This is a genomic window from Pedobacter sp. R20-19 (assembly GCF_000708265.2).
GTDB lineage: Bacteria > Bacteroidota > Bacteroidia > Sphingobacteriales > Sphingobacteriaceae > Pedobacter.
Window position 1 is genome coordinate 321,233 of record NZ_JCKI01000003.1, and the last position, 20,713, is coordinate 341,945.

A 20,713-nucleotide genomic window follows, 5' to 3' on the forward strand; every position below is an offset into this window, starting at 1 on the left:
TCGTGGTTCTTTGCTTTTTTCAGCAATCGGGAAAGGTTTTACTTCGCTGTGGATTAATAGGGAATCGTGTGTAAATCACGAACTGTCGCGCAACTGTAAGTAACACAAAAGGTTTTACCAATGACGGTCACTGTGCAAAACGGGAAGGCCGGTAAAAGCCGTTACAAGTCAGGATACCTGCCTTTACCGAATTGACGATACTTCCGCGTAAAGAGGTTATTGATCAGATTGTAGCGCTTAAAGGTGCAAACCCTCATGGGTTGGTCATGCCCTTTTGTGTCTATCTCTCCTTCTCAAATCCTTTTTTCTGGCCTGTCGTATCCTGAATAATCAAGGGCTTTTTACTGATTATTAACCATTTAAAAAGTTAAAAGAAATACATGGAAAACATCCAGGATACCAAGGGGAATGAATTTGTGTTCACCCTAAAGAGCACTTGCTTAGATGAAAACTACCACCCTTCAAGTCAGACGCGGCTGACCACCAATTTCGCAAACCTGGCCAGGGGAGCTAACCGCCGGCAAAACTTGCGTAATGCCTTAAATATGATTAATAATCGATTCAATGCACTGGCTTATCTGGATAATCCAAAAGGCGATCGTTACCATGTAGAACTCGAAATCCTCACTGTAACGATGCGCATCGATGATAAGCAAGGCATTAACGATCTGCCGATGATTGAGGTTTTAAAAACCAATATTTTTGACCGTAAGACTAATCAGCAAATCGAAGGTGTTGCCGGAAATAATTTTTCTTCTTATGTGCGTGATTATGATTTCAGTGTTTTATTAATCGACTACAATAAAGATAAACCCAGTTTTACTATTCCTGAAAATTTTGGCAATCTGCATGGAAAACTTTATAAGTGCTTTGTGAATTCGGCAACTTATAAAGCGTACTTTAAGATGTCTCCGATCATGTGCCTGAGTGTATCAGGAAACAAAACGTATACCCGCACGGAGTACCATCATCCTGTTCTGGGTTTTGAGTATAAACAGGATCAGTATTCACTCACCGATGAATATTTCTCTAAAATGGGTTTAAAAGTTCGTTTTTTCATGCCTGCGAACGCTGTGGCACCGATGGCTTTTTATCATTCCGGAGATCTGCTTTCTGATTATACTGATCTTGGACTGATCAGTTCAATCAGCACAATGGAGACTTTCCAGAAGATCTATCGCCCTGAAATTTACAATGCAAATTCAGTGGCCGGCAAAATCTATAGGCCTAGTCTTCAGCACGAAGATTATTCACTGACCCGAGTGGAATATGACCGCGAAGAGCGCAGCCGTTTGGCTGTTGAACAGGGCAGATATGCTGAAGAACATTTCATCAAGCCTTATCAGGATATCCTTGAGCAATGGTCTGCCAATTTCGCACTTTAATTAATACAACACCTTAAAATTATGCTATGACCAAGAAATTATTATTACCCACTTCAATTGTAGGGAGTTTACCAAAACCTGCATGGCTTGCCCCCCCCGAAAAATTATGGTCACCATGGAAATTAGAAGGCGACCAGTTGATAGAAGGAAAACAGGATGCGCTGCGCATTACACTTCAGGAACAGGAATTGGCAGGACTGGATATCGTTTGTGATGGTGAGCAGACACGCCAACATTTCGTGACCACTTTTATCGAACATTTGAGCGGTGTAGATTTTGAAAATCGCAGAACCGTGCGAATACGTGACCGTTATGATGCAAGTGTTCCGATGGTTGTGGGCGATGTTGCCCGACAAAAAGCAGTTTTTGTTGAAGATGCCAAATTTTTGCGAAAACAGACCCATAAACCCATCAAATGGGCATTACCTGGACCATTAACCATGGTCGATACGTTGTACGATGGCCATTATAAAAGCCGGGAAAAACTGGCCTGGGAATTTGCCAAAGTACTCAACCAAGAAGCCAGAGAATTGCAGGATGTTGGGATAGACATTATCCAGTTTGATGAACCTGCGTTTAACGTTTTTTTCGATGAAGTAAACGATTGGGGAATGGCAACGCTGGAAAGGGCAATTGAAGGTTTAAAATGCGAAACTGCGGTGCATATATGCTACGGTTACGGCATACAGGCCAATAACGACTGGAAAAAAACATTGGGTTCAGAATGGCGTCAATATGAGGAAATTTTCCCTAAAATTCAAAAATCTAAGATTGATGTGGTATCATTAGAATGCCACAACTCAAAGGTGCCCTTAGATCTGATGGAACTTGTTCGCGGTAAAAAAGTGATGGTCGGCGCTATTGACGTGTCAACAGGCAAGATCGAAACACCTGAAGAAGTAGCCAATACGTTGCGTAAAGCCCTTGAGTTCGTAGATATCGAAAACCTTTACCCTAGTACAAACTGTGGTATGGCTCCTTTATCCCGAAACGTAGCCAGAGGTAAGTTAATCGCTTTGAGCGCTGGCGCAGAGATCATACGCAAAGAAAATGCGGGTTAATAATATATGGAATGACATTGAAGAAATTATTAGCAATATTAAGTAAAGCAGGTTTCGACGGTTTCCTGCTCATGATAGGCATCATGATACTGATGGCCTATTTTTTACCGCAGCCGGGCATGGTCAAAGAACCTGTTTCCCTGGAGCAGATCGCTAATGCAGGCGTTTCGTTGATCTTTTTATTTTATGGCCTAAGACTGAGCGTGGAGAAATTAAAAGCCGGGCTGGTCAACTATAAGATGCACATCATCGTCCAACTGACGACCTTTTTGTTTTTTCCGCTCATCATTCTGGCGTTCCGCCCGCTGTTGGTTGGTACCGATTTCGAAGTGCTTTGGTTGGGTATATTTTTTCTTGCAGCTTTACCATCAACAGTTTCCTCTTCGGTAGTCATGGTTTCCATCGCTAAAGGCAATATTCCTGCAGCCATATTCAATGCGAGCATTTCCAGTTTGATCGGCGTAGTGGTAACACCACTCTGGGTTGGACTATTCATCGCTCCCGCGACAGGCGATTTTGATGTTACCGATATCGTCATCAAGTTGGTTCTTCAAGTGTTGTTGCCTGTCATCATTGGCATTAGTCTTAACGCACGTTTTGGCACCATTGCTGAAAAGTATAAGAAACAATTGAAATATTTCGACCAGGCAATCATCCTTACCATCATTTACACCTCGTTCTGTAAGTCATTCTCCGAACATTTATTTGCAGGCTTTACCGCGCTTGAACTTGCAGGACTTGCCGCAGGGATGATAGCCTTGTTTTTTGCCGTATTCTTTTGCATCGGATTACTCAGCCGTTTGTTCGGCTTTTCAGATGAAGATCGCATCACGGTATTATTTTGTGGTTCTAAAAAGTCATTGGTACATGGTACTGTCATGTCAAAAGTGCTCTTTCAGCACAGTACCATCACCGGTATTGTATTGCTGCCACTCATGCTTTATCATGCCCTGCAATTGATTGCCGCCAGCATCATCGCTCAGGCTATGGCCCGGCGAAAAGAAGAAAAATTAGTCCTATGAAGCTTTTAGAAAAAATACAGTTGGGCAAGGTCAGCCTGAAAAACAGAATAGCCATGGCAGCGATGACCAGGGGCCGCTCGGACATTAATGGCCTGGTGGGTGACATGACAGTAGAATACTATACACAAAGGGCAAGTGCAGGTTTGCTATTCAGCGAAGCCATCAGAATCAGTGAAGAGGCTACCGGGAGTCCGCTTACGCCAGGTATTTTTACCGATCAGCAAATAGCAGCCTGGAAGAAGGTAACCACAGCCGTACATGACAAAGGCGGGGTGATAATCGCCCAGCTTTGGCACACCGGTCGTATGGGACATTCTATTGACCGGAATGGAAAGCTCCCACTTGCACCATCCCCCTTGCCCATCCTGGGAATGCAGCATTTTACTTCTCAGGGCAAGAAAGATTTCGAGATACCTCAGGAAATGACTATCACGGAAATCAGGCAAACCATAACGGAGTATGGTCAGGCCGCAAAAAATGCGATAGCAGCAGGTTTTGACGGGGTTACGCTTCACGCCTGCAATGGCTATCTGCCCAACCAGTTCTTAGCTGAAAGTTCCAACCAAAGGACGGATTCTTACGGCGGCAGCATCCCCAATAAAGTCCGCTTCGTACTGGAGGTGATGCAGGAACTGATCGGTGTAGTGGGCGGTGAAAAGGTGGGCATTAAAATAGCTCCTCTCCATTCCTATGGTGAGATGGTACTGGATGACCCTGCCGCTACCTATACCTATCTGATCGAAAAACTGAACGAAATGAACTTTGCCTATGTGGAACTCATGAGGCGAAATGCCAATTTTCCTTCACCTGAACATTATGCCGCTGACGAGGAGATCGAATTCTTTGGCAGGAAGATCCGCCAGACAGTTATTGCCAATGCAGGGTATGACAAGGCTTCTGCCGAATTAGAACTTGAAAAAGGCATTGCAAAGCTTATTTCTTTTGGCAGGCTATACATCGCAAACCCCGACCTGCCCGAACGGTTCGAGAAAAATGCCTCACTGATTGAGCCTGACAGGGCAACAATGTATGGGGGCGGGAAAAAGGGTTATGCTGATTATCCATTCTGGGATGAGTAAAATTTCACACAACTTAAAGACAATTAAATTAGATAGTTTTTTCGATTGGATCATAAGAAATAACAAATCAATACAACCTTTTCGCAATAAATCATCAACAACGGTACTGCATTTAAAAGCACCTTAAGCATGTCATTTCGAACATTTGCCAGCCTATTATCGGTTTGGATGCTTTAAGCAAAAAAGCAATCAGGTGTTTCCAGGTCCTGCCCTCATGCAATTTGGCAATACCCAGCCTGACCATTACAAAGCAAACAGCAATATGCCGGTAAACTCACCTAGCACAAAGCCCGCTGTCAACCCTGTCGAAACCGGATTAAGTATCGCTAAAAAAAATCAGCACCAATGATTATTCCGGAATTGGCCAGGGCGAAAAGTGGCATAATCAGACATGACACATAAGGATGTAGGGTAAACCTTTCCGTTATTTGGTACTTTTTTATGCAACAATTATCCTGGTAGGTATCCCAGTCCGTATGTTAAAAATTGATGCGCTAACGGCGATACTTTCTTCGCTTTCGCTGATTATCGCCACTATTGAATATGCGTTTTTTTCAGGCAGAAGAAAGTTCACCCGATTACAGACTAAAAATTGAAATGTACCGGGTGTTTCAATTTTCGATAGCCCTGGACAAACTTCCTCTTAAATAAAGCTCATTGATCAATAGAAATTCCGACTGATTCTGATTTTCTTAACATCTGCCTTATGGTGTTTTCATACGAACCGTTCATCCGCTAGGGCAGCTGGTTAAGAAACGGTGAATCCACATCGTTCCAGGGCGCAAGAATAGCCTTTGTAATGGCACTGTAAACAAAAATAAGATGGCGCGTGATAAAAACCCTGAGATCTACGCAACATAAATCCCAGGGTAATGTATCATTTGTTAAAAGCGAATTGACGACTTTCATCCTCCAAGCGCCCTGAAAAGGTTAATTAGAGAGGAGTAGGATTTTTGTTTTAGATCAACCTGCTGCATTTCCGCTTCAAGCACGCTGCGCTGGGCAACAATGACTTCCAGATAACTGGCATATCCCGATAAATACAAGTCGTTAGCCGTCAAGACCGCTTTCTTTAATTCCTCAACCTCATTTGATTTCAAACGGTATGCCTGTTTATAGTTTTCTATCGCTGAAAGCTGAACAGAGACTTCCTGATAGGCTTTGATGATGCTACGCTGATAGTTGTAAAAGGCGGAAAGTTGTGCGGAGTTTGCCACAAGACTACTGTTTTTGAGTGCTGCCCTGTTGAGTAAAGGCGCGCTGATTCCGCCAAGGAAGCCCGCAGCCATTGAAGCAGGCGAGAAAAGTAATGGAAGCTTAAAGGAGTTATAGCCAGCATAGGCATCAAGGGTCAGCGAGGGCAGAAATGCTTTTCTTGCGGCATTTACATCTGCCTTCGAGGCAGCGAGTTGCAGTTCCGCCTCCCTTACGTCCGGCCTGGAGAGAATCACATTTGCAGGAATCCCGGCATAAATTTCCCTAGGCAAGACTTTGGCAATCGCACTGGTGTCACGCTCGAGGTTTCCCTGGTACCTGCCCAACAGCAGGTTCAGTTCGTTCTCAATCCTATTGATCCCCTGGCGGATTTCAAACTGCCTGCCCTGAGTGGCCATGCGCTGGGCCCGGAACTGGCTGACGGCAAGAGCAGTTGCCCGGCCGCCTGCCATCTGAGCTTCCACAATTTCAAGTCCCTTATTTTGCAGCTGGATGTTTCGCTGCAAAATCTCCAGACGTTTATCAAGAGCGGTGAGTTCGTAATAAAGTGTTGCAACCTGGCTGACCATTTGTGTTTTATACCACTGCAGACCGGCCTGACTCGAAAGATAGCGGTTATAGGCAGCCTTTTTCTTCTCAGATAACTTTCCCCAGATGTCAATTTCCCATGAACTCCTGAAACCCGCAAAATAATCCGGCGTCGGGCTGGGAATGCGCTGCTTGTCATTCAGGTTATCCGAAAAATTGGTATCATAATTCCCTACCCCATTCATGGTATAGTCACCATAATGGTCAAGACTGGTAGATATGCCAGCACTAAGTGAGGGATAGAGCTTTGAGCGGCTAAGGCGGAGATTCAGCCCTGCAACCAATACCCGTTGAACCCCGGATTGCAGGCTAAGGTTGTTTTTAAGGGCGCTATCAATAAGCCCCCTGAGATCAGGCTGCGTGAAGACCACCTTCCAGTTCAAAGCCTCAGCAGGCGCAGAAGAGAGCCGGCTAAAGGAATCAGGAAGCTTTTTAAGTTCAGGAAGTTTTGCCGGCCTGACGGAGCTACAAGAAGTGATGACTGCGATCAGGCAGGCCATGATCGAAAAAGGGATAATGATTTTAATATTGAATTTCATTTTAATTAATTTTTAGCGTAGAACTTTTATCTGCCGACTGTTTTTTCCGGGCTGCAAATACCGCGTATAGTCCCGGGATCAGGATTACACCAAAGAGCGTTCCGATGAGCATTCCACCTACAGCAGTCATACCAATCGAACGGTTTCCTACCGCGCCTGCGCCAGAGGCTATGCAAAGTGGAATCAGGCCTGCAACAAAGGCGAAAGAAGTCATCAGTATCGGGCGCAATCTGGATACTGCGCCGAGGGCTGCAGCCCTGGCCACTGAAAAGCCAGCTTTGCGTTTTTGTTCGGCAAACTCAATAATCAGAATCGCATTCTTTCCAAGAAGTCCGATCAGCATGACCAGCGCCACCTGGGCGTAGATATTGTTTTCAAGTCCTGCCAGTTTCAGGGTAAAAAATGCCCCGGCAATTCCGGCAGGAAGCGAGAGCAGAACAGGCAGCGGCAAGAGAAAGCTTTCATACTGCGCAGCCAAAATGAGGTAAACGAATATCAGGCAAATGATAAAAATGTAAATCGCCTGGTTTCCAGAAAGGATTTGCTCCCTGGTCATTCCAGACCATTCGATACTAAAACCACGTGGAAGCTTTTCCCTGGCAGTTTTCTCCACTGCCGCAATCGCATCGCTGCTGCTGAAACCTGCTGCTGCATCGCCATTGATCATCGCCGAGGGATACATATTATATCGATTGATTTGTTCAGGACCGTAAACCCTTTCCATGGTTATAAATGCCGAGTAAGGTATCATCTCACCCCGGTCGTTTTTCACATAAAGGTTTAACAGGTCTGTAGGCTTGCCCCGGTATTGGGGATAAGCCTGCAGCATCACTTTATACATCTGCCCGAAACGGATGAAATTGGTGGCATAGTAACTTCCCACAAGGGTCTGCAGGGTACCCATTGCATTATCGATCGTCACCCCTTTTTGCGCTGCCATGTCCTGATCGACATGGATCATATATTGCGGAAAATTAGGATCAAAACTCGTGAATGCGCCGGAAATGGCGCTGCTTTTACGGAGTTCGGCGAGGAAATCACTGGTTACCTTCGCCGTTTTCGCCATATCCTCGCTTTTATTTTTATCCAGCAGCCTGAGCTCAAAACCACTCGCGTTTCCAAAACCGGGAACAGTAGGCGGGGAAAAGAATTCAATAGAAGCATCACTGATTCCACGGGTCTTGGCTTTAAGCGCTACCATAAGCTCATCCACACTCTCCTCCCGGCCGTCCCATGCGGCAAGATTGATCATCGCCATGCCATAGGAAGCCCCTGTGATATCACTCATCAGACTGTATCCTGCCAAAGTACTGATGTTTTCAACGGATTGGAAACGGCTTGTCACCCGCGCTATCTCATCGAGCACTTGCTCTGTACGTTCAACCGTAGCGCCCGCAGGGGTGGTCACGTTCACATAAATCATACCCTGGTCCTCAGTTGGAATAAATCCTGACGGAAGCATGCTCGAGCCCAGCCAGCTCAGGAAAATAAAAAGCAAGAGCAAGCCGATAGTGACCACCCTTCGGGAAATGATCAACCGGACCAACCGTCCGAATTTTTTCTCCGTCCGCTCGTATCCCTTATTGAACAGATTAAAAAACCGCTGGAGTAACCCCTTTTTGCTAGTCTCAACATTATGCCGGAGCATCAAGGCGCAAAGCGCCGGGGTTAGCGTTAACGCATTAATGCCCGATATGACAATAGAAATGGCCAAAGTAAGTGAAAACTGGCGGTAAAACACCCCTACAGGCCCGGAAAGAAAGGCTACGGGAATAAATACCGCCGACATCACTAGGGTAATGGCCACAATTGCCCCGCTAATTTCTTTCATCGCAGCGATTGTTGCTTCCATCGGCGGCAAGTGTTCTTCACTCATTTTCACATGCACGGCCTCGACCACGACAATCGCGTTATCCACCACTATCCCTATAGCCAGCACCAGCGCAAAAAGGGTCAGAATATTGATGGAGAACCCCATGACCTGGAGAAAAGCCAGCGTACTGATCAACGCAACGGGAACAGCAAGCGCTGGAATCAGCGTACTCCTGAAATCCTGAAGAAAAATAAAAACAACGATGAATACCAGTATGAAAGCTTCCAAAAGCGTCCTTAAAACCTCATGGATACTGGCATCCAGAAAACGGGAAACATCATAGGCATAATTATATTCCATGCCCGGAGGAAAACTGGTTGATTTAAGTTCAGCCATTTTGGATTTAATGTTGTCGATGACCTCACTCGCATTTGAGCCCGGGCGCTGCTTGATCATAATCGAGGCGGAAGGCTTACCATCGGTCTTGGAAACCATGTCATAGCTGACCGTTCCGAATTCCAAGTCCGCGATGTCCTTTAACCGTACAAGCGCCCCGTCCCGCCCGGCACGAAGCACCATATTCTCATAATCCTCTTTGTTATTGAACTTACCGCTATAGCGCAGCACATACTGCTTTACTTCTTTGCCCTTGCCGGAATTCTCACCAGCCACACCCGGCGCCGCCTCAATATTCTGCTGACGCATCCTATCGATAACCTCTTCAGCGGAAATATTGTACGAGCGCATCCGGTCCGGCTTCAGCCATACCCGCATAGAATAGTCCCTGGCACCCATAATTTCCACAAAACCTACCCCGTCTATCCTTTTGAGTTCCTGCAGCACATTGATATCCGCAAAGTTATAAATGAACTCCTCGTTCATTTCTTTATCGCCGCTGGTGATATTCAGGTAGAGCAGCATGCTGTTTACCTCTTTTTCCGTGGTCACACCAGCCTTAATGACCTCCTCGGGAAGCTCATCAAGCACAGTGGTTACCCGGTTCTGTACATTCACCGCCGCCTGGTCAGGATCAGTACCGACATTAAAAAACACCTGAACCAAGGTTACGCCATTGTTGCTGCTCACCGTATTCATGTAAGTCATGCCTGGCACACCATTAATTGCGCGCTCAAGCGGGGTGGCCACAGCCTTGGCACAAACTTCCGCATTCGCGCCGTTATAGCTCGCCGTGACCACCACGGAAGGCGGAACAATGTCCGGAAACTGCGTAATCGGGAGCTTAAAAAGGGCAAGGACGCCCAATAAAATCAATATAAGTGAAATGACCAGTGATAGTACTGGCCTTCTGATGAAGGTTTCAACCATTTATTTTGGGTTATACCCATCCTGTCCCGCCGGAAAAATTTCCGCAGGAGGGATGGAAAATGAAAAAAAGAATTACTTTCTGGCCAGCAGAGGTTTATCCGAGGTATAGACCGGTTTAATGACAGCGCCATCCCGGATATTCTGTATACCTTCATAAACAATGGTCTCCCCCGCATCAAGGCCACTTGAGCAGACAAAAAAACCAGGCAGACGCAACTTGGGCACGAAACTTTTCATTTTGACCATATTGCCCTTACCCACCACAAAAACATAGTTTTTGTCCTGGATTTCAAACACTGACTTTTGGGGAATGAGGAGGCTGCCTGCAAGTTTAGAGTTTAGCTGCACTTTTCCAGAGGCTCCATGCTTCAGGATATTTTTGGGGTTAGCGAAAACGGCCCTGAAGGCAATTGACCCGGTATTTCCCGAGAATGCATTTTCATGCGTCTGGATCTTGCCCTTTACCGGGTAGACTGATCCATCCGAGAGGATAAGTTGAACCGCTTTATTCTGCTCAAAGCGCCCTTTTCCACTGCGCGTAAATTGAAGGTACTCATTTTCCGAGATGTCAAAATAAGCATACATCTCTTTGGTATCAGAAATGGTGGTGAGCAGCGCACCCTCATCAATGAGGCTCCCGGCCTTCAAAGGAATGCGGTCTATGGTCCCCTGGAAAGGAGAGCGGATACGCGAATAGGAAAGCTTTTGGTTGGCATCATCGATCATCGCCTTTGCCGTTTTGATCTGCGCTTCAGCCTCAGAGAGCCTGGCCTGTCCAAGCGAGCGTTCAGATGGAGAGATCACCTTTTTATCCACAAGTGTAGAAATCCTTTCCAGCTCAACCTGGGCAATACTGGCTGCAGAAACCGCGCTGGCCAGGTTTGCCTTGGCTTTATTGAGTGCAATAACATGTTCCCGGTCGTTCAGCTGAAAGAGCAGCTGTCCTTTATGAACCTTTTCTCCCTCATCTACCAGCACTTTCTCAATAAAGCCATGCGTCCTAGACCTAATGTCCACATTCTTGTAAGCCTGAATATCAGCTACGTAATCAAAGAAAAGTGAAGTATCCTGCTGTTTCAGCTTTAATACCGGTATCTCGGCAATTTCATTATCTTTTTTCTGGGCCGTCCCCCCTGTACATGCCTGCAATGCGGCAGCAAGGATAGGAATGGCCATCCATTTAATTTTCATTCGTGTGTTTTCCTTATTTTTCTCATGCCGTGGCCATAACCAAAGGTTAGCACACAGCAGCTTAACTGATATTTAATTTAATCCGGCAAATAATGTGTTCCAAATGGAATACATGGGCGGGAAAAACTAGAAATAAGTCAGCCTGTACAGGAAGGCATGTTGACCACAAACAAATTGTGGCGCCTCATAACCAGCTAAAGTTGAAACCGGAAAATGGTAGCGCACCTGCAGGCGTTTCTCGAAAGGCTGAAGGTCACTCGCGGCATCATTAACGTGCTTAAATTTCTTACGGTACTTTGGCTCTTTCTGGTCTACCGCGGATAGCGAAGCTTGCGCATAATCCTCCCCTGAAACGGGGCTCACAATAGTGGTAAACTTCACCGAAACAGCCGAAATCTCCCGGGAAAGATCCCCGGTTAGCGGGGAAAAACGTAAAAAACAGGAAGCCAGCAGCAGCAATAGCAGCAACGGAAAATGTTCCGCAACAGCAGAATGGATTTTAAAGAATGAATCTTCCCTTGTTCTAACCATCGATGCACACTGATTTGGATGCAAAACTACAAATCGCACTACAGAATCCAGTTAAATTACTGTAACAGATGTGAAACCTAAAGCTTTTTCCCGAAAAAATGCTCAAAAAACACGATCAGCAAATGCCTCCCGGGAAATCAGATGCACAACCAGTTATACCCCCAGTATAAATGCCAGAACAATATATTTTCAAACTTTTTTAGCCTCCTATCCGTCTAATTTATATGTTAACAACACAGGAAACCTTTAATTACACCACAATGCCCCTGGTGAGTGGCATCTTAGCCCTTATTTTCGGGACCTTTATTTTCGCCTTCGCCATCTGGAGAAGAAACAAACGGCGAAAACTCGTTGGAATTAGTGCATTCACCTGCTCAGACAGAATGGTCAACACCAAAAGCACCGAAAGGGTATTGCAGTTTTTAGCAGTAGTGCTTCTGCTATCAGGTTTTATGCTCATCACCTTCGAAGCACTAAGCATTGAAGATAAGGTGATGAATGAAATCACAGCAAGCTAAAAAAGAACCGCATCAGCAACAGGCTTTTCAACACAGTCCTCTGCATCTTGATTCCCTATCAACCAATGCACCAATAACATCAGAAATCCATCCAGTTTAATTTCTTTTTTTATTCAATGCGGTGCATACAGCTGAAATAGGTGCTAACACCACTAGCATTCATATCAGCAATCTCCAGAAAAGTTACAACCAGCCCTCTGCTCAGATGATATTTCAGCTTTTCTGATCATTGCGGAAGCAGTTTGTGCAGCTAAAGAGAAACCTGAAGCAATCGCTATTTCCATGCTCTGAGAGATTCGATTAGGGTGTATTGATTAAGCCTAGTGGAATATTCATTAGTTGGAATCCCCTCCGGTATGTTGCCAGAAGTGCTGATGGGATAAGTGGAATCAGGTATGACTAAATCACCGATTTCCAAGTCCGTGACACCATCTCCTTTATTTATCACCTCAGCAACAAAGTCAGAACCTATACTGCAGAAGGCCAACTCAGCTGGTTCAGTAGCATAAGCCATTTCGGCATTTTGAGCAAGTAGTTGCAGGAGGCTTTTGTCTCTATAATTGCAGGAAAACCTTAAGATACGGATCAATACAGCATCATTAAACAACGTTTCTGTCGGGTTAAATTCTGGCGCTTCAATTTTTAGTCATCCACATCCGACCTTACTTCCACCCACTAGAAAACTTCCAACGGAATCACCACCTAAACCCTAAGGTGATGGTTTGGATCTGAATATCTGATAAAAAACCATTTGTCAACCAATGCTAAACAATTCTTTAACAAGCAAGTCTGCACCATTTTTGCCAGTATAGATCTTAAAGTATACCCAATCACTACCAAGCATAAAGTTCCTTATGACTTCATCTTTTGTATTTTCAGACAAAGGTTGTTTGACTGTGAGAGAATTCTCGTTTATCAAAAAGGAAAATATACATTAATAGATACCAACTTGTACTTATTTATATTAAACAAATACTAATTTTTTATATAAATTTATAACATGTTATTAGTACAAATACTACTCTTCGTTTACGCAGTTAAAACTGTTGGATATTTTTATATCATGCTCAGGAACGAGGAAAAGCTTCCAAAACATTCACCGAGTACTATCTCATCTTTATTAAGTGTCGAAATTATAATTCCGATGTATAATGAAGAAATTGTTATCCTTAAGACTATCGAAAGCGCATTAAATATTGATTATGAAAATTATTCTGTAACAATTATTGATGATGGATCGACAGACGACAGCTTACAACTGGTAAATAGCAGGTTTGGAGATAATACACACATTAAAATATTAAATCAACAAAATAAGGGAAAAGCATTGGCACTAAACAATGCCATTTCCCTATCCGATAAGGATATCGTTATATGCATTGATGCAGATACACAGGTTGAGTCAAACGTAATCAAAAAAATACTTCCTTACTTCCACAATCAGGAGGTTGCCGCTGTGGCTGGTCAAATAGAAGTTGGAAATAAGCGAAATCTGATCACCTACTTGCAGTATGTCGAATATATTACTACCCCTAATTATGAAAGACACGTTTTTCAGTATGTAAATGGAATTTTAGTTATCCCTGGTGCAATTGGAGCATTTAGACGGTCTGTTTTAGTAAAACTGGGAGGATATTCAAACGATACACTTACTGAAGACAATGAAATGACTTTAAGGCTATTGTGTAAGAACCACATTATCCGGAATGCATATGATGTAAAAGGCTATACAGAAGCTCCAGAAAATATTCAGGCATTCATCAAACAAAGGGTCAGGTGGAAAGTTGGAAGTATGCAGGTGCTATATAAGTATAGTAGTACAATCTTTAACGTTAAAAATAAGCTATTTGGATATTTAGTAATCCCTTATCTGATTATGTTTAGTTTCATACTACCCATAATAACCCCAATTGCTGATTACATTTTTGTTTACGCTATGCTCACTCCCGATCAATCAGATCTATTATATTATTACTTTGCATTTATCCTGTTTGATTCGATCATTTGTTCGATAATTCTGATCAAAAACAAGACAAGTAAGGAAGTTATATATATCGTACCGCAAAGATTGATGCTCAGGCAATTAATACTCATCACATACATCATAATTATATATAAAATAATAAGCAGAGACCTTTTTAAATGGGAAAATTCAGTAAGATTTGGAAACGTAAATATTAAACATAAAAATCCAGTTTAATGCATTACATCATCAGTATGAATCTGGAGATTTTTTACGATCTCGAATTAATATCTATAGAATTAAATCCTAAAAGAGCCGGAAATACGGAATGAACCTTCCTGTCAATTACGACAGGTCATATGAATACTTAACAATGTTTTTATGGTTTGAGCACTATTTGTTGCACCATAATTACCAGTACAATGACGGAAAGTAATACCTCAGGTTTTTGCTATCTCGGAGGAATATCATATCTAATTGATAATATTTTTTTGATCCCCTCTTCAATCCCAAGCAAGGACCTATTCATTAATTTCATCATTTTTGAGTTATCAGGTTGGCGTCTTGACATATCTCCTTCCTTTAAAGCAGGCAAATGAACTATTGCAGAAGATGAATGGGTTAAGGAGATCACGGTAGATGCTAATTCATTGATACTAATTTCCACAGTGTTACCCACATTAATTACTTCGTTAACATACAAAGATTCTTCAAAAACTCTTGTTACTGTTTCCACGTTGTCGTCAATATAACAAAATGTGCGGGTTTGTTCTCCATCTCCGTAAATAGTAATATCTTTATTTTGCAACGCTGCATCTATAAATTTTGAAATTACAAAATCCTCACTCTGATTTGGCCCATAAGTATTAAAAAATCTAAAAATATTATACTCTAACCCATATTCTTTGTGATACGATCTAAAGAAAGCTTCTCCTACATTTTTAACAATGGCGTAAGGCAATTTGCAGTTAAGGGGGGTAGTATTTTCATTTTGTGGTAGCGATACTGGCTCACCGTAAACTTCTGAAGAGGATGAATAAAATACCCGTTTAACACCAGTTTCTTTGGCTAAAGCAAGCACATTTTTAATGCCTTCTATATCTTCTAAAACCAGCATCGGATTATCCAATGTACGCTTCACACCGACTAAAGCGGCATAGTGAAAGATATAATCAAACTTCCTTTTCCGCATGATTTCAGACAATTGCGTATAATTATTTACGTTGCTTTCCAAAAATGTCAAGTTTTTAAACCCAATTGGTAGATTCCCTATATTGCCAGTTATGAGGTTATCTATTACTATTACATTGTAGCTGCCATTTTCAATCAACTTACAAGCGAGAGAACTTCCTAAATTCCCCGCGCCACCGGTAATTAAAATATTTACCATAAACATTTACCTATAACTAGTATATGGAATTCCTTCATAAAGCCTGTATTCAATAAATCCATTGATCAATATTCTAAAATAAAAATTAAAAAGCATATCTCATTCCCGACACAGCATATTAGGGAAACCATCAAATATTCTTCACAGAAAACTTCCCTAAACTGATGCGATTCAGGATTTGAAGCGGAAAAAGCCAAAACAGTTCTAACAGAAAGAACATCCGATCGAAATAGTTTAAACCTTTTTTTAAATAGATATATTGTTCCAGATACCAGAAAACTGCCAACCTTCTTAAAGGAGGTTCTGAGGTAAACACGTTTGAAGATTTGAGCGCCTTTAAAAACATATGGCACGCTTGCAATTTTTTCTTGCTGGTTGAACGTGAATTTGATCCGCCTGAAATATTTAATTCGCTGTAGCGCCAAAATACGGTTGTCTTTCTGATTTTTACGATCAGCGAGTACTGACTGGCTAACACCCAAAAAAGATCATCAGCGCACCAACACAATGGAAAATCAGGAAACCCACCAATCTTTTTTAATAATTCACGATCAAATATATATTCGACAACATAACTTTCTATGGAATAGGTGAATTTTGATTTTAAAAATTGGCCTGTTGTTACATTACCATCAAAAGCATTTCTACTGACGATCTCGAGATCATTGATAAATTTTACGGAATCATGCTTGAAAATTTTGGATGCTTGATTTCCTTTAACTTCTTTTCTAAAATTTTCCACACAATTATGGCTCATTAAGTCGTCATCACTAAATAGCCAAAGCCATTTTTCAGATCCAACCATCTCGAAACACCGATTCCAATGAGAGACCAATGAGCTTTTACCAAGATTCTCTTCAAACCTTTTATAAGTCATTTTGATCATTCCTTTAAAAGAGTTGACAATATCAGCAATTTTACTATCTCCGGCATCATCACCGATATAGAGATGAAAGTTCTGGTCGGTCTGTTTACATATAGACTCCATCGTCAACCGTAAATATTTAGCTTTATATGCCGGTATAATGATGGCTAATTGATCTTCCTCATACATCGGATAGTGTAAATTATTTTCCTTTATAAAATATTTAATTACTCAACTGTATACAGTTGCAAATAACTTGACGGCTTTCTCAAGATATTTTGATCTCCTCACTGGCGAAATATTACTCTCAAGGATATGCTGTATCACACCAGAGAAGGACTTGGGCATTTCATTACTGGCCTCAAAAATCTTTTTAAAATGATCGATAGTCCATGTATTTCCATTGTGGTAGGTATATATGTATAGATAAGGTGCATCTAAATAAATCAGGTAATGATGTTCATCCAGAAAATCTATTATATCGGTGTCTTCGCCTTTGCTCACCGCCGAATACTTTTTTAACTGAAATATATCTTTGCGGCACACAATACTGCCTTCCCAGCGTCTTTGATGAGAATAATAAAACCGCTGTTCTACAGCGTTATGGATGAGCCAACGGTTAAGAATTGATGCAGGCTTATCAGACTTCAAAATTGACTGCATCTGGCGGGAAATTCTATCAGCGTGGTACCAGTCATCATCATCCCATTGACAAACATATTCGCCATCGGCTTCCTCAACTGCAATATTTCTTAACTCCCCTAAAGTTTTTTTTACGGCTAAGGAATCTACTCTAACTAATTTAACATTAGCAATAAAGCGCAATTCTTTCACATACGCTTCTGTCAACAGATCAATATTTTCATAAACCATTACCAGCTGCTTAAACGGATAAGATTGATGTAAAAAACAGGCGACGGCTTTTGCCAGTAGCCAGGGTTTCTGATGGGTTACACACAGGCAGGAGACTAATGGTGGATTACTGGGATGCGTTTTAGATTTAATCAAATCTTCTTTCATGAGGTCAGTCGCTATAGTTTTCATAAATATATTTACTCACGGATTCATCGATCAGCATTTTTTGATAACTTCCCTCCCATATCACCTTTCCTTCCTCCATAACATAAATATAATCGAACATTGGAAGCAGGTAGTGCCTGTGCAGCGTAAAAATTATTGATTTATCAGCATAATGGTTGAAGACGTTTTTCAATAATATTTTTTCACTGGAAGGATCGATACTGCTTGTAGGCTCATCAAATAATAATACTGAAGAAGAACTGTCAAGCAGAATACATCTGGTAATTGCTAACAACTGCCTTTCTCCCCCGGAAAGATTACTGCCACTCTGGTCTATGACGGTATGCAAACCATCAGGAAGCCTTTTCACCACCCTATCGAACAGGGTCATTTTACAAACTTTTTCGATTTCCTGAAGATCCAATTTAATATCCAGGCACAAATTATAAAGTATCGTATCATTAAATATTTCGGCTTCCTGTGGCAGGAATAATGCCAACTGCTCGAGTTGATTCCATTGTATTTCAACACCATCGAGCATAACAGAACCATTTTGATGAGCATATAAACCTCTAATTAATTTTAAAAAAGTGGTTTTACCGCTACCACTAGTTCCGACTAAAGCAATCTTTTTTCCATTATTGATTTTAAAATTGATGTCTGATAACGTAAATTGACGAATGTCATCGCCAGTATGGACGTAATTGACATTAGTTAGCGTAAGCGCTGACCAGTAAGTTTTTTCTAATGTTTGTCCGTTGCTTAAATTTCCTTTCTCATTTAACCTTAGGCTTTCCGAGGCCGAGAAATCTGCATAGGTCCCAATTACCAAGGCATAAAGCCAGGCCATTTCCTGAAAACCACTGGTAAACTGTAAGGCATAGGCCAACATCGCTACCAAGCCTCCAACCAAAAACTTTTGCCCGGGATGAAAATTTTCAGATACATAACCAACTGCCATTATTACGTATATCAGTACAACTAATATTTCGACAACAGCCCATTTCAACGCATCAATTTTAACCGATTTAAAATAGGGTATTCCAATCTGACGCACTTTATCCTGAAAATTATTTGTGATCTGCTTTTGCAGCTTCAGGGAGGTAATGGTATTATGGTTAGCTAAATTATCGAGCAACACAGAAGTGGCAATATAATCCTTTTCATTAATCTGCTTCAATTGTGCGAAATACTTATGATCTAACATTGTTGTGAGGTATACAATTATTCCTCCAATTAGCAATGCAACCATTCCGTACAATGGAGCAAAATAGATCATGCCCCCCAATGCGAAAACAAACCGAAAAAAAACCTTGATATAGTGAAAATCATCATTCAAAAATTTTTTGAAGCCATCAGAAGATTTTTTAATCTTATCTACAGTAGCACCTGTATGATTGGACTGGTGCCATTTCGTTGACAGGTTTATCACGCGGTGCTGAAGATCGACAAGAAATTTTGTACTCAGTTCAAAAGCAATATCTCTTGTTTTCAAATATATCGGAGCATAAATGATCCAATCCACGAGCTTGAGAGAAACGCTTAATAAAGCAAATATCCAGATTGCTTTCATTACATGATCTGTTGTCTGAATTTCATCTATAAGCCACTTATATAAAAATGGATTAACAGACGAAACTGTCATCGATAAAACGAATATGAGATAATAAATTATTTGTTTATTTCTGTATTCCTTACCAATTTTCCAGGAAAACTTTGCAAGCTGTATATAGGGATTTTTTTTAACCGACATAAATAAAATTCTATATTAATGGCTCTTTTTACTGGTATATAAATTAGTTAAGGGCTTATCCATACGGGCTTTAACCAATTCCAGTAAGTTAAAAACAGACGCTACCAAGTGCTCAACCTGTCCTTGGGTGTAGATACTTTTGTTATGCCCCCAGATCATGCTGATATGATCCTTTTGCTCATGAATGGAACATTGCAAAGCATAATAGGTCCTCTTTCCTTCAAAACCTTCGCCCCTGTAATAATTTTCAGGTATCTTATTCTCAAACTCTTTGGCTGTTATGTTTAAAAACAGATCACATTTCTCCCTTAAATGCCGACCATCCAGTTCATAAACAGTATGTTCCGTTATGGCATATTTAAAAGACCTCAAAATATCTATGTAAGCGTCTTTAAGGATCTTGGAAACTGTAAGCTCTGGTTTCATATGTAAATAGGTATAAATAGATCCTCCACATAATCCAACGACATATTTTAACCTACTGTTTAAGCGATTATTAACTGGTGAGGCAATTAAAACGTCCTTACTAGCACCGTGATACCAGGGCAAAAGACTAAAAACCACGTTAAACAATGCCATAAAACTGGTATTTGATTCTTTTAATATCTGGTAGATGATTTCAAGCCGTTTACCTTGTACTTTTAATGCTATAAATCCACATTCGCTATGATCCAGCACTGAATTAACACCACTTTCGTCATTAAACTTTAACACTTTTTGCCCTGTTATATCAGTGAACGATGTACTGCGGTCCTTAAAAATGGGTGCTAATTTATTATTCCAATAGGCTATTGCCGATTGCCCGTTTAAGTGGTAGGCTTCTTTCTGTTCTTTTGCATAGTCGATCATGTTGTAAGACCTGCCGGCCAATGCATCCGGGTAGTTCTGATTGCTTACATAACTGTTATATAATTCATAAAATTTATTTTTGATAATCAATATCGACCACAAGTCAACTATAATATGATGGATAAAAAACATGCATCTGCGTATTCCTCCCTCAAAATTTACAATTAAACATTTGCAAAGCGGGGAGTTTCCCCTTAATCCCATTGCACTACTTACCATTGCAATCAATTCATCTGCAACTGCTTCATTGTATTTTTCATCAGACTTATCCAGGCTATCAAAATAAAAATCATCAAGGTCATCAAACTTCAAAATTTTTTGAAAAACGTCACCATTTTCACTGGCAAAAACAGTCCTGAATGAGTCAATATCTTTAAAGAGCCGATTGATTGTCAAAGGTAAATAAACCGGATTTAAATCACTGACATCCAGATTCAAAAGCATAATCTCGGAACTATTTAGATCCGTTAAGGACATATGATAATCATAGGATTGCTTTTGCTGGAAAGTAATCGGACCGCAACTATCTATTTTTAGCATAACTCTACATGTAAACCAGGAAATAATTATTACAAATTTTATAGCCAGTTACTTTTAAGAAAAAG

Annotated in this window: 17 protein-coding genes and 1 riboswitch; of the genes, 6 read left to right on the plus strand and 11 right to left on the minus strand. The window is 41.5% G+C overall.

Annotated features, from left to right (window positions below):
* Positions 1–16: 16 nt before the first annotated feature.
* Positions 17–200, plus strand: a riboswitch (cobalamin riboswitch).
* Between the two features lie 180 nt (positions 201–380).
* From AN34_RS09015 to AN34_RS09030, 4 genes are read left to right on the plus strand one after another with little or no spacing between them, the layout of a single operon-like run.
* Complete coding sequence (locus AN34_RS09015; protein ID WP_029284477.1) at positions 381–1,385, plus strand: DUF1852 domain-containing protein; 1,005 nt, start codon at positions 381–383, stop codon at positions 1,383–1,385.
* A gap of 26 nt (positions 1,386–1,411) precedes the next feature.
* On the plus strand, positions 1,412–2,446 hold the full coding sequence (locus tag AN34_RS09020; RefSeq protein WP_029284479.1) for a methionine synthase: 1,035 nt from the start codon (positions 1,412–1,414) through the stop codon (positions 2,444–2,446).
* A gap of 11 nt (positions 2,447–2,457) precedes the next feature.
* Positions 2,458–3,468: a bile acid:sodium symporter family protein gene (locus AN34_RS09025; RefSeq protein WP_231625516.1), complete on the plus strand. Its 1,011-nt coding sequence runs from the start codon at positions 2,458–2,460 to the stop codon at positions 3,466–3,468.
* Positions 3,465–4,547 (plus strand): alkene reductase, encoded by a 1,083-nt coding sequence (locus tag AN34_RS09030; protein ID WP_029284483.1) that lies wholly within the window; start codon positions 3,465–3,467, stop codon positions 4,545–4,547. The genes AN34_RS09025 and AN34_RS09030 overlap by 4 nt, the downstream gene beginning before the upstream one ends.
* Positions 4,548–4,873: 326 nt before the next feature.
* Here AN34_RS09030 and AN34_RS22100 read toward each other — a convergent pair whose 3' ends face one another.
* The 5 genes from AN34_RS22100 to AN34_RS09055 form a co-directional block, all read right to left on the minus strand.
* Entirely contained in the window at positions 4,874–4,990 is a 117-nt protein-coding gene (locus AN34_RS22100) for a Na+/H+ antiporter NhaA (protein WP_157263276.1), read from the minus strand.
* Positions 4,991–5,452: 462 nt separating this feature from the next.
* Positions 5,453–6,889, minus strand: a complete 1,437-nt coding sequence (locus AN34_RS21895) for a TolC family protein (protein WP_029284487.1) — start codon at positions 6,887–6,889, stop codon at positions 5,453–5,455.
* Position 6,890: 1 nt separating this feature from the next.
* Entirely contained in the window at positions 6,891–10,028 is a 3,138-nt protein-coding gene (locus AN34_RS09045) for an efflux RND transporter permease subunit (protein WP_029284489.1), read from the minus strand.
* A 72-nt stretch (positions 10,029–10,100) separates the two neighbouring features.
* The gene (locus AN34_RS09050) at positions 10,101–11,219 is read right to left on the minus strand and encodes an efflux RND transporter periplasmic adaptor subunit (RefSeq protein ID WP_029284491.1); all 1,119 of its coding nucleotides are present in this window, start codon (positions 11,217–11,219) and stop codon (positions 10,101–10,103) included.
* A 126-nt stretch (positions 11,220–11,345) separates the two neighbouring features.
* Positions 11,346–11,750, minus strand: a complete 405-nt coding sequence (locus AN34_RS09055; protein WP_029284493.1) for a hypothetical protein — start codon at positions 11,748–11,750, stop codon at positions 11,346–11,348.
* A gap of 224 nt (positions 11,751–11,974) precedes the next feature.
* Here AN34_RS09055 and AN34_RS09060 point away from each other — a divergent pair, with 224 nt between their 5' ends.
* The gene (locus AN34_RS09060; RefSeq protein ID WP_029284495.1) at positions 11,975–12,268 is read left to right on the plus strand and encodes a hypothetical protein; all 294 of its coding nucleotides are present in this window, start codon (positions 11,975–11,977) and stop codon (positions 12,266–12,268) included.
* A gap of 702 nt (positions 12,269–12,970) precedes the next feature.
* On the opposite strand, the gene AN34_RS22105 is transcribed toward AN34_RS09060, so the two are convergent.
* Positions 12,971–13,066, minus strand: a complete 96-nt coding sequence (locus AN34_RS22105) for a lantibiotic dehydratase C-terminal domain-containing protein (RefSeq protein ID WP_157263261.1) — start codon at positions 13,064–13,066, stop codon at positions 12,971–12,973.
* 202 nt (positions 13,067–13,268) lie between these two features.
* Between AN34_RS22105 and AN34_RS09070 the strand changes: the two genes are divergently transcribed.
* Complete coding sequence (locus AN34_RS09070; RefSeq protein WP_029284499.1) at positions 13,269–14,468, plus strand: glycosyltransferase; 1,200 nt, start codon at positions 13,269–13,271, stop codon at positions 14,466–14,468.
* A gap of 214 nt (positions 14,469–14,682) precedes the next feature.
* On the opposite strand, the gene AN34_RS09075 is transcribed toward AN34_RS09070, so the two are convergent.
* The 5 genes from AN34_RS09075 to AN34_RS09095 all read right to left on the minus strand — a co-directional run bounded on the left by AN34_RS09075 (position 14,683) and on the right by AN34_RS09095 (position 20,648).
* Positions 14,683–15,621, minus strand: a complete 939-nt coding sequence (locus AN34_RS09075) for an NAD-dependent epimerase/dehydratase family protein (protein ID WP_029284501.1) — start codon at positions 15,619–15,621, stop codon at positions 14,683–14,685.
* 130 nt (positions 15,622–15,751) lie between these two features.
* Positions 15,752–16,675, minus strand: a complete 924-nt coding sequence (locus AN34_RS09080) for a glycosyltransferase family A protein (RefSeq protein WP_029284503.1) — start codon at positions 16,673–16,675, stop codon at positions 15,752–15,754.
* Between the two features lie 42 nt (positions 16,676–16,717).
* Positions 16,718–17,530, minus strand: a complete 813-nt coding sequence (locus tag AN34_RS09085) for a glycosyltransferase family 2 protein (RefSeq protein ID WP_082468355.1) — start codon at positions 17,528–17,530, stop codon at positions 16,718–16,720.
* Complete coding sequence (locus AN34_RS09090) at positions 17,511–19,259, minus strand: ABC transporter ATP-binding protein (RefSeq protein WP_029284507.1); 1,749 nt, start codon at positions 19,257–19,259, stop codon at positions 17,511–17,513. Before AN34_RS09090 ends, AN34_RS09085 begins: the two co-directional genes overlap by 20 nt.
* Before the next feature lie 15 nt (positions 19,260–19,274).
* Positions 19,275–20,648 carry a condensation domain-containing protein gene (locus AN34_RS09095; RefSeq protein ID WP_029284509.1) on the minus strand — a complete coding sequence of 458 codons (1,374 nt, stop codon included), beginning with the start codon at positions 20,646–20,648 and terminating at the stop codon, positions 19,275–19,277.
* Positions 20,649–20,713: the final 65 nt, after the last annotated feature.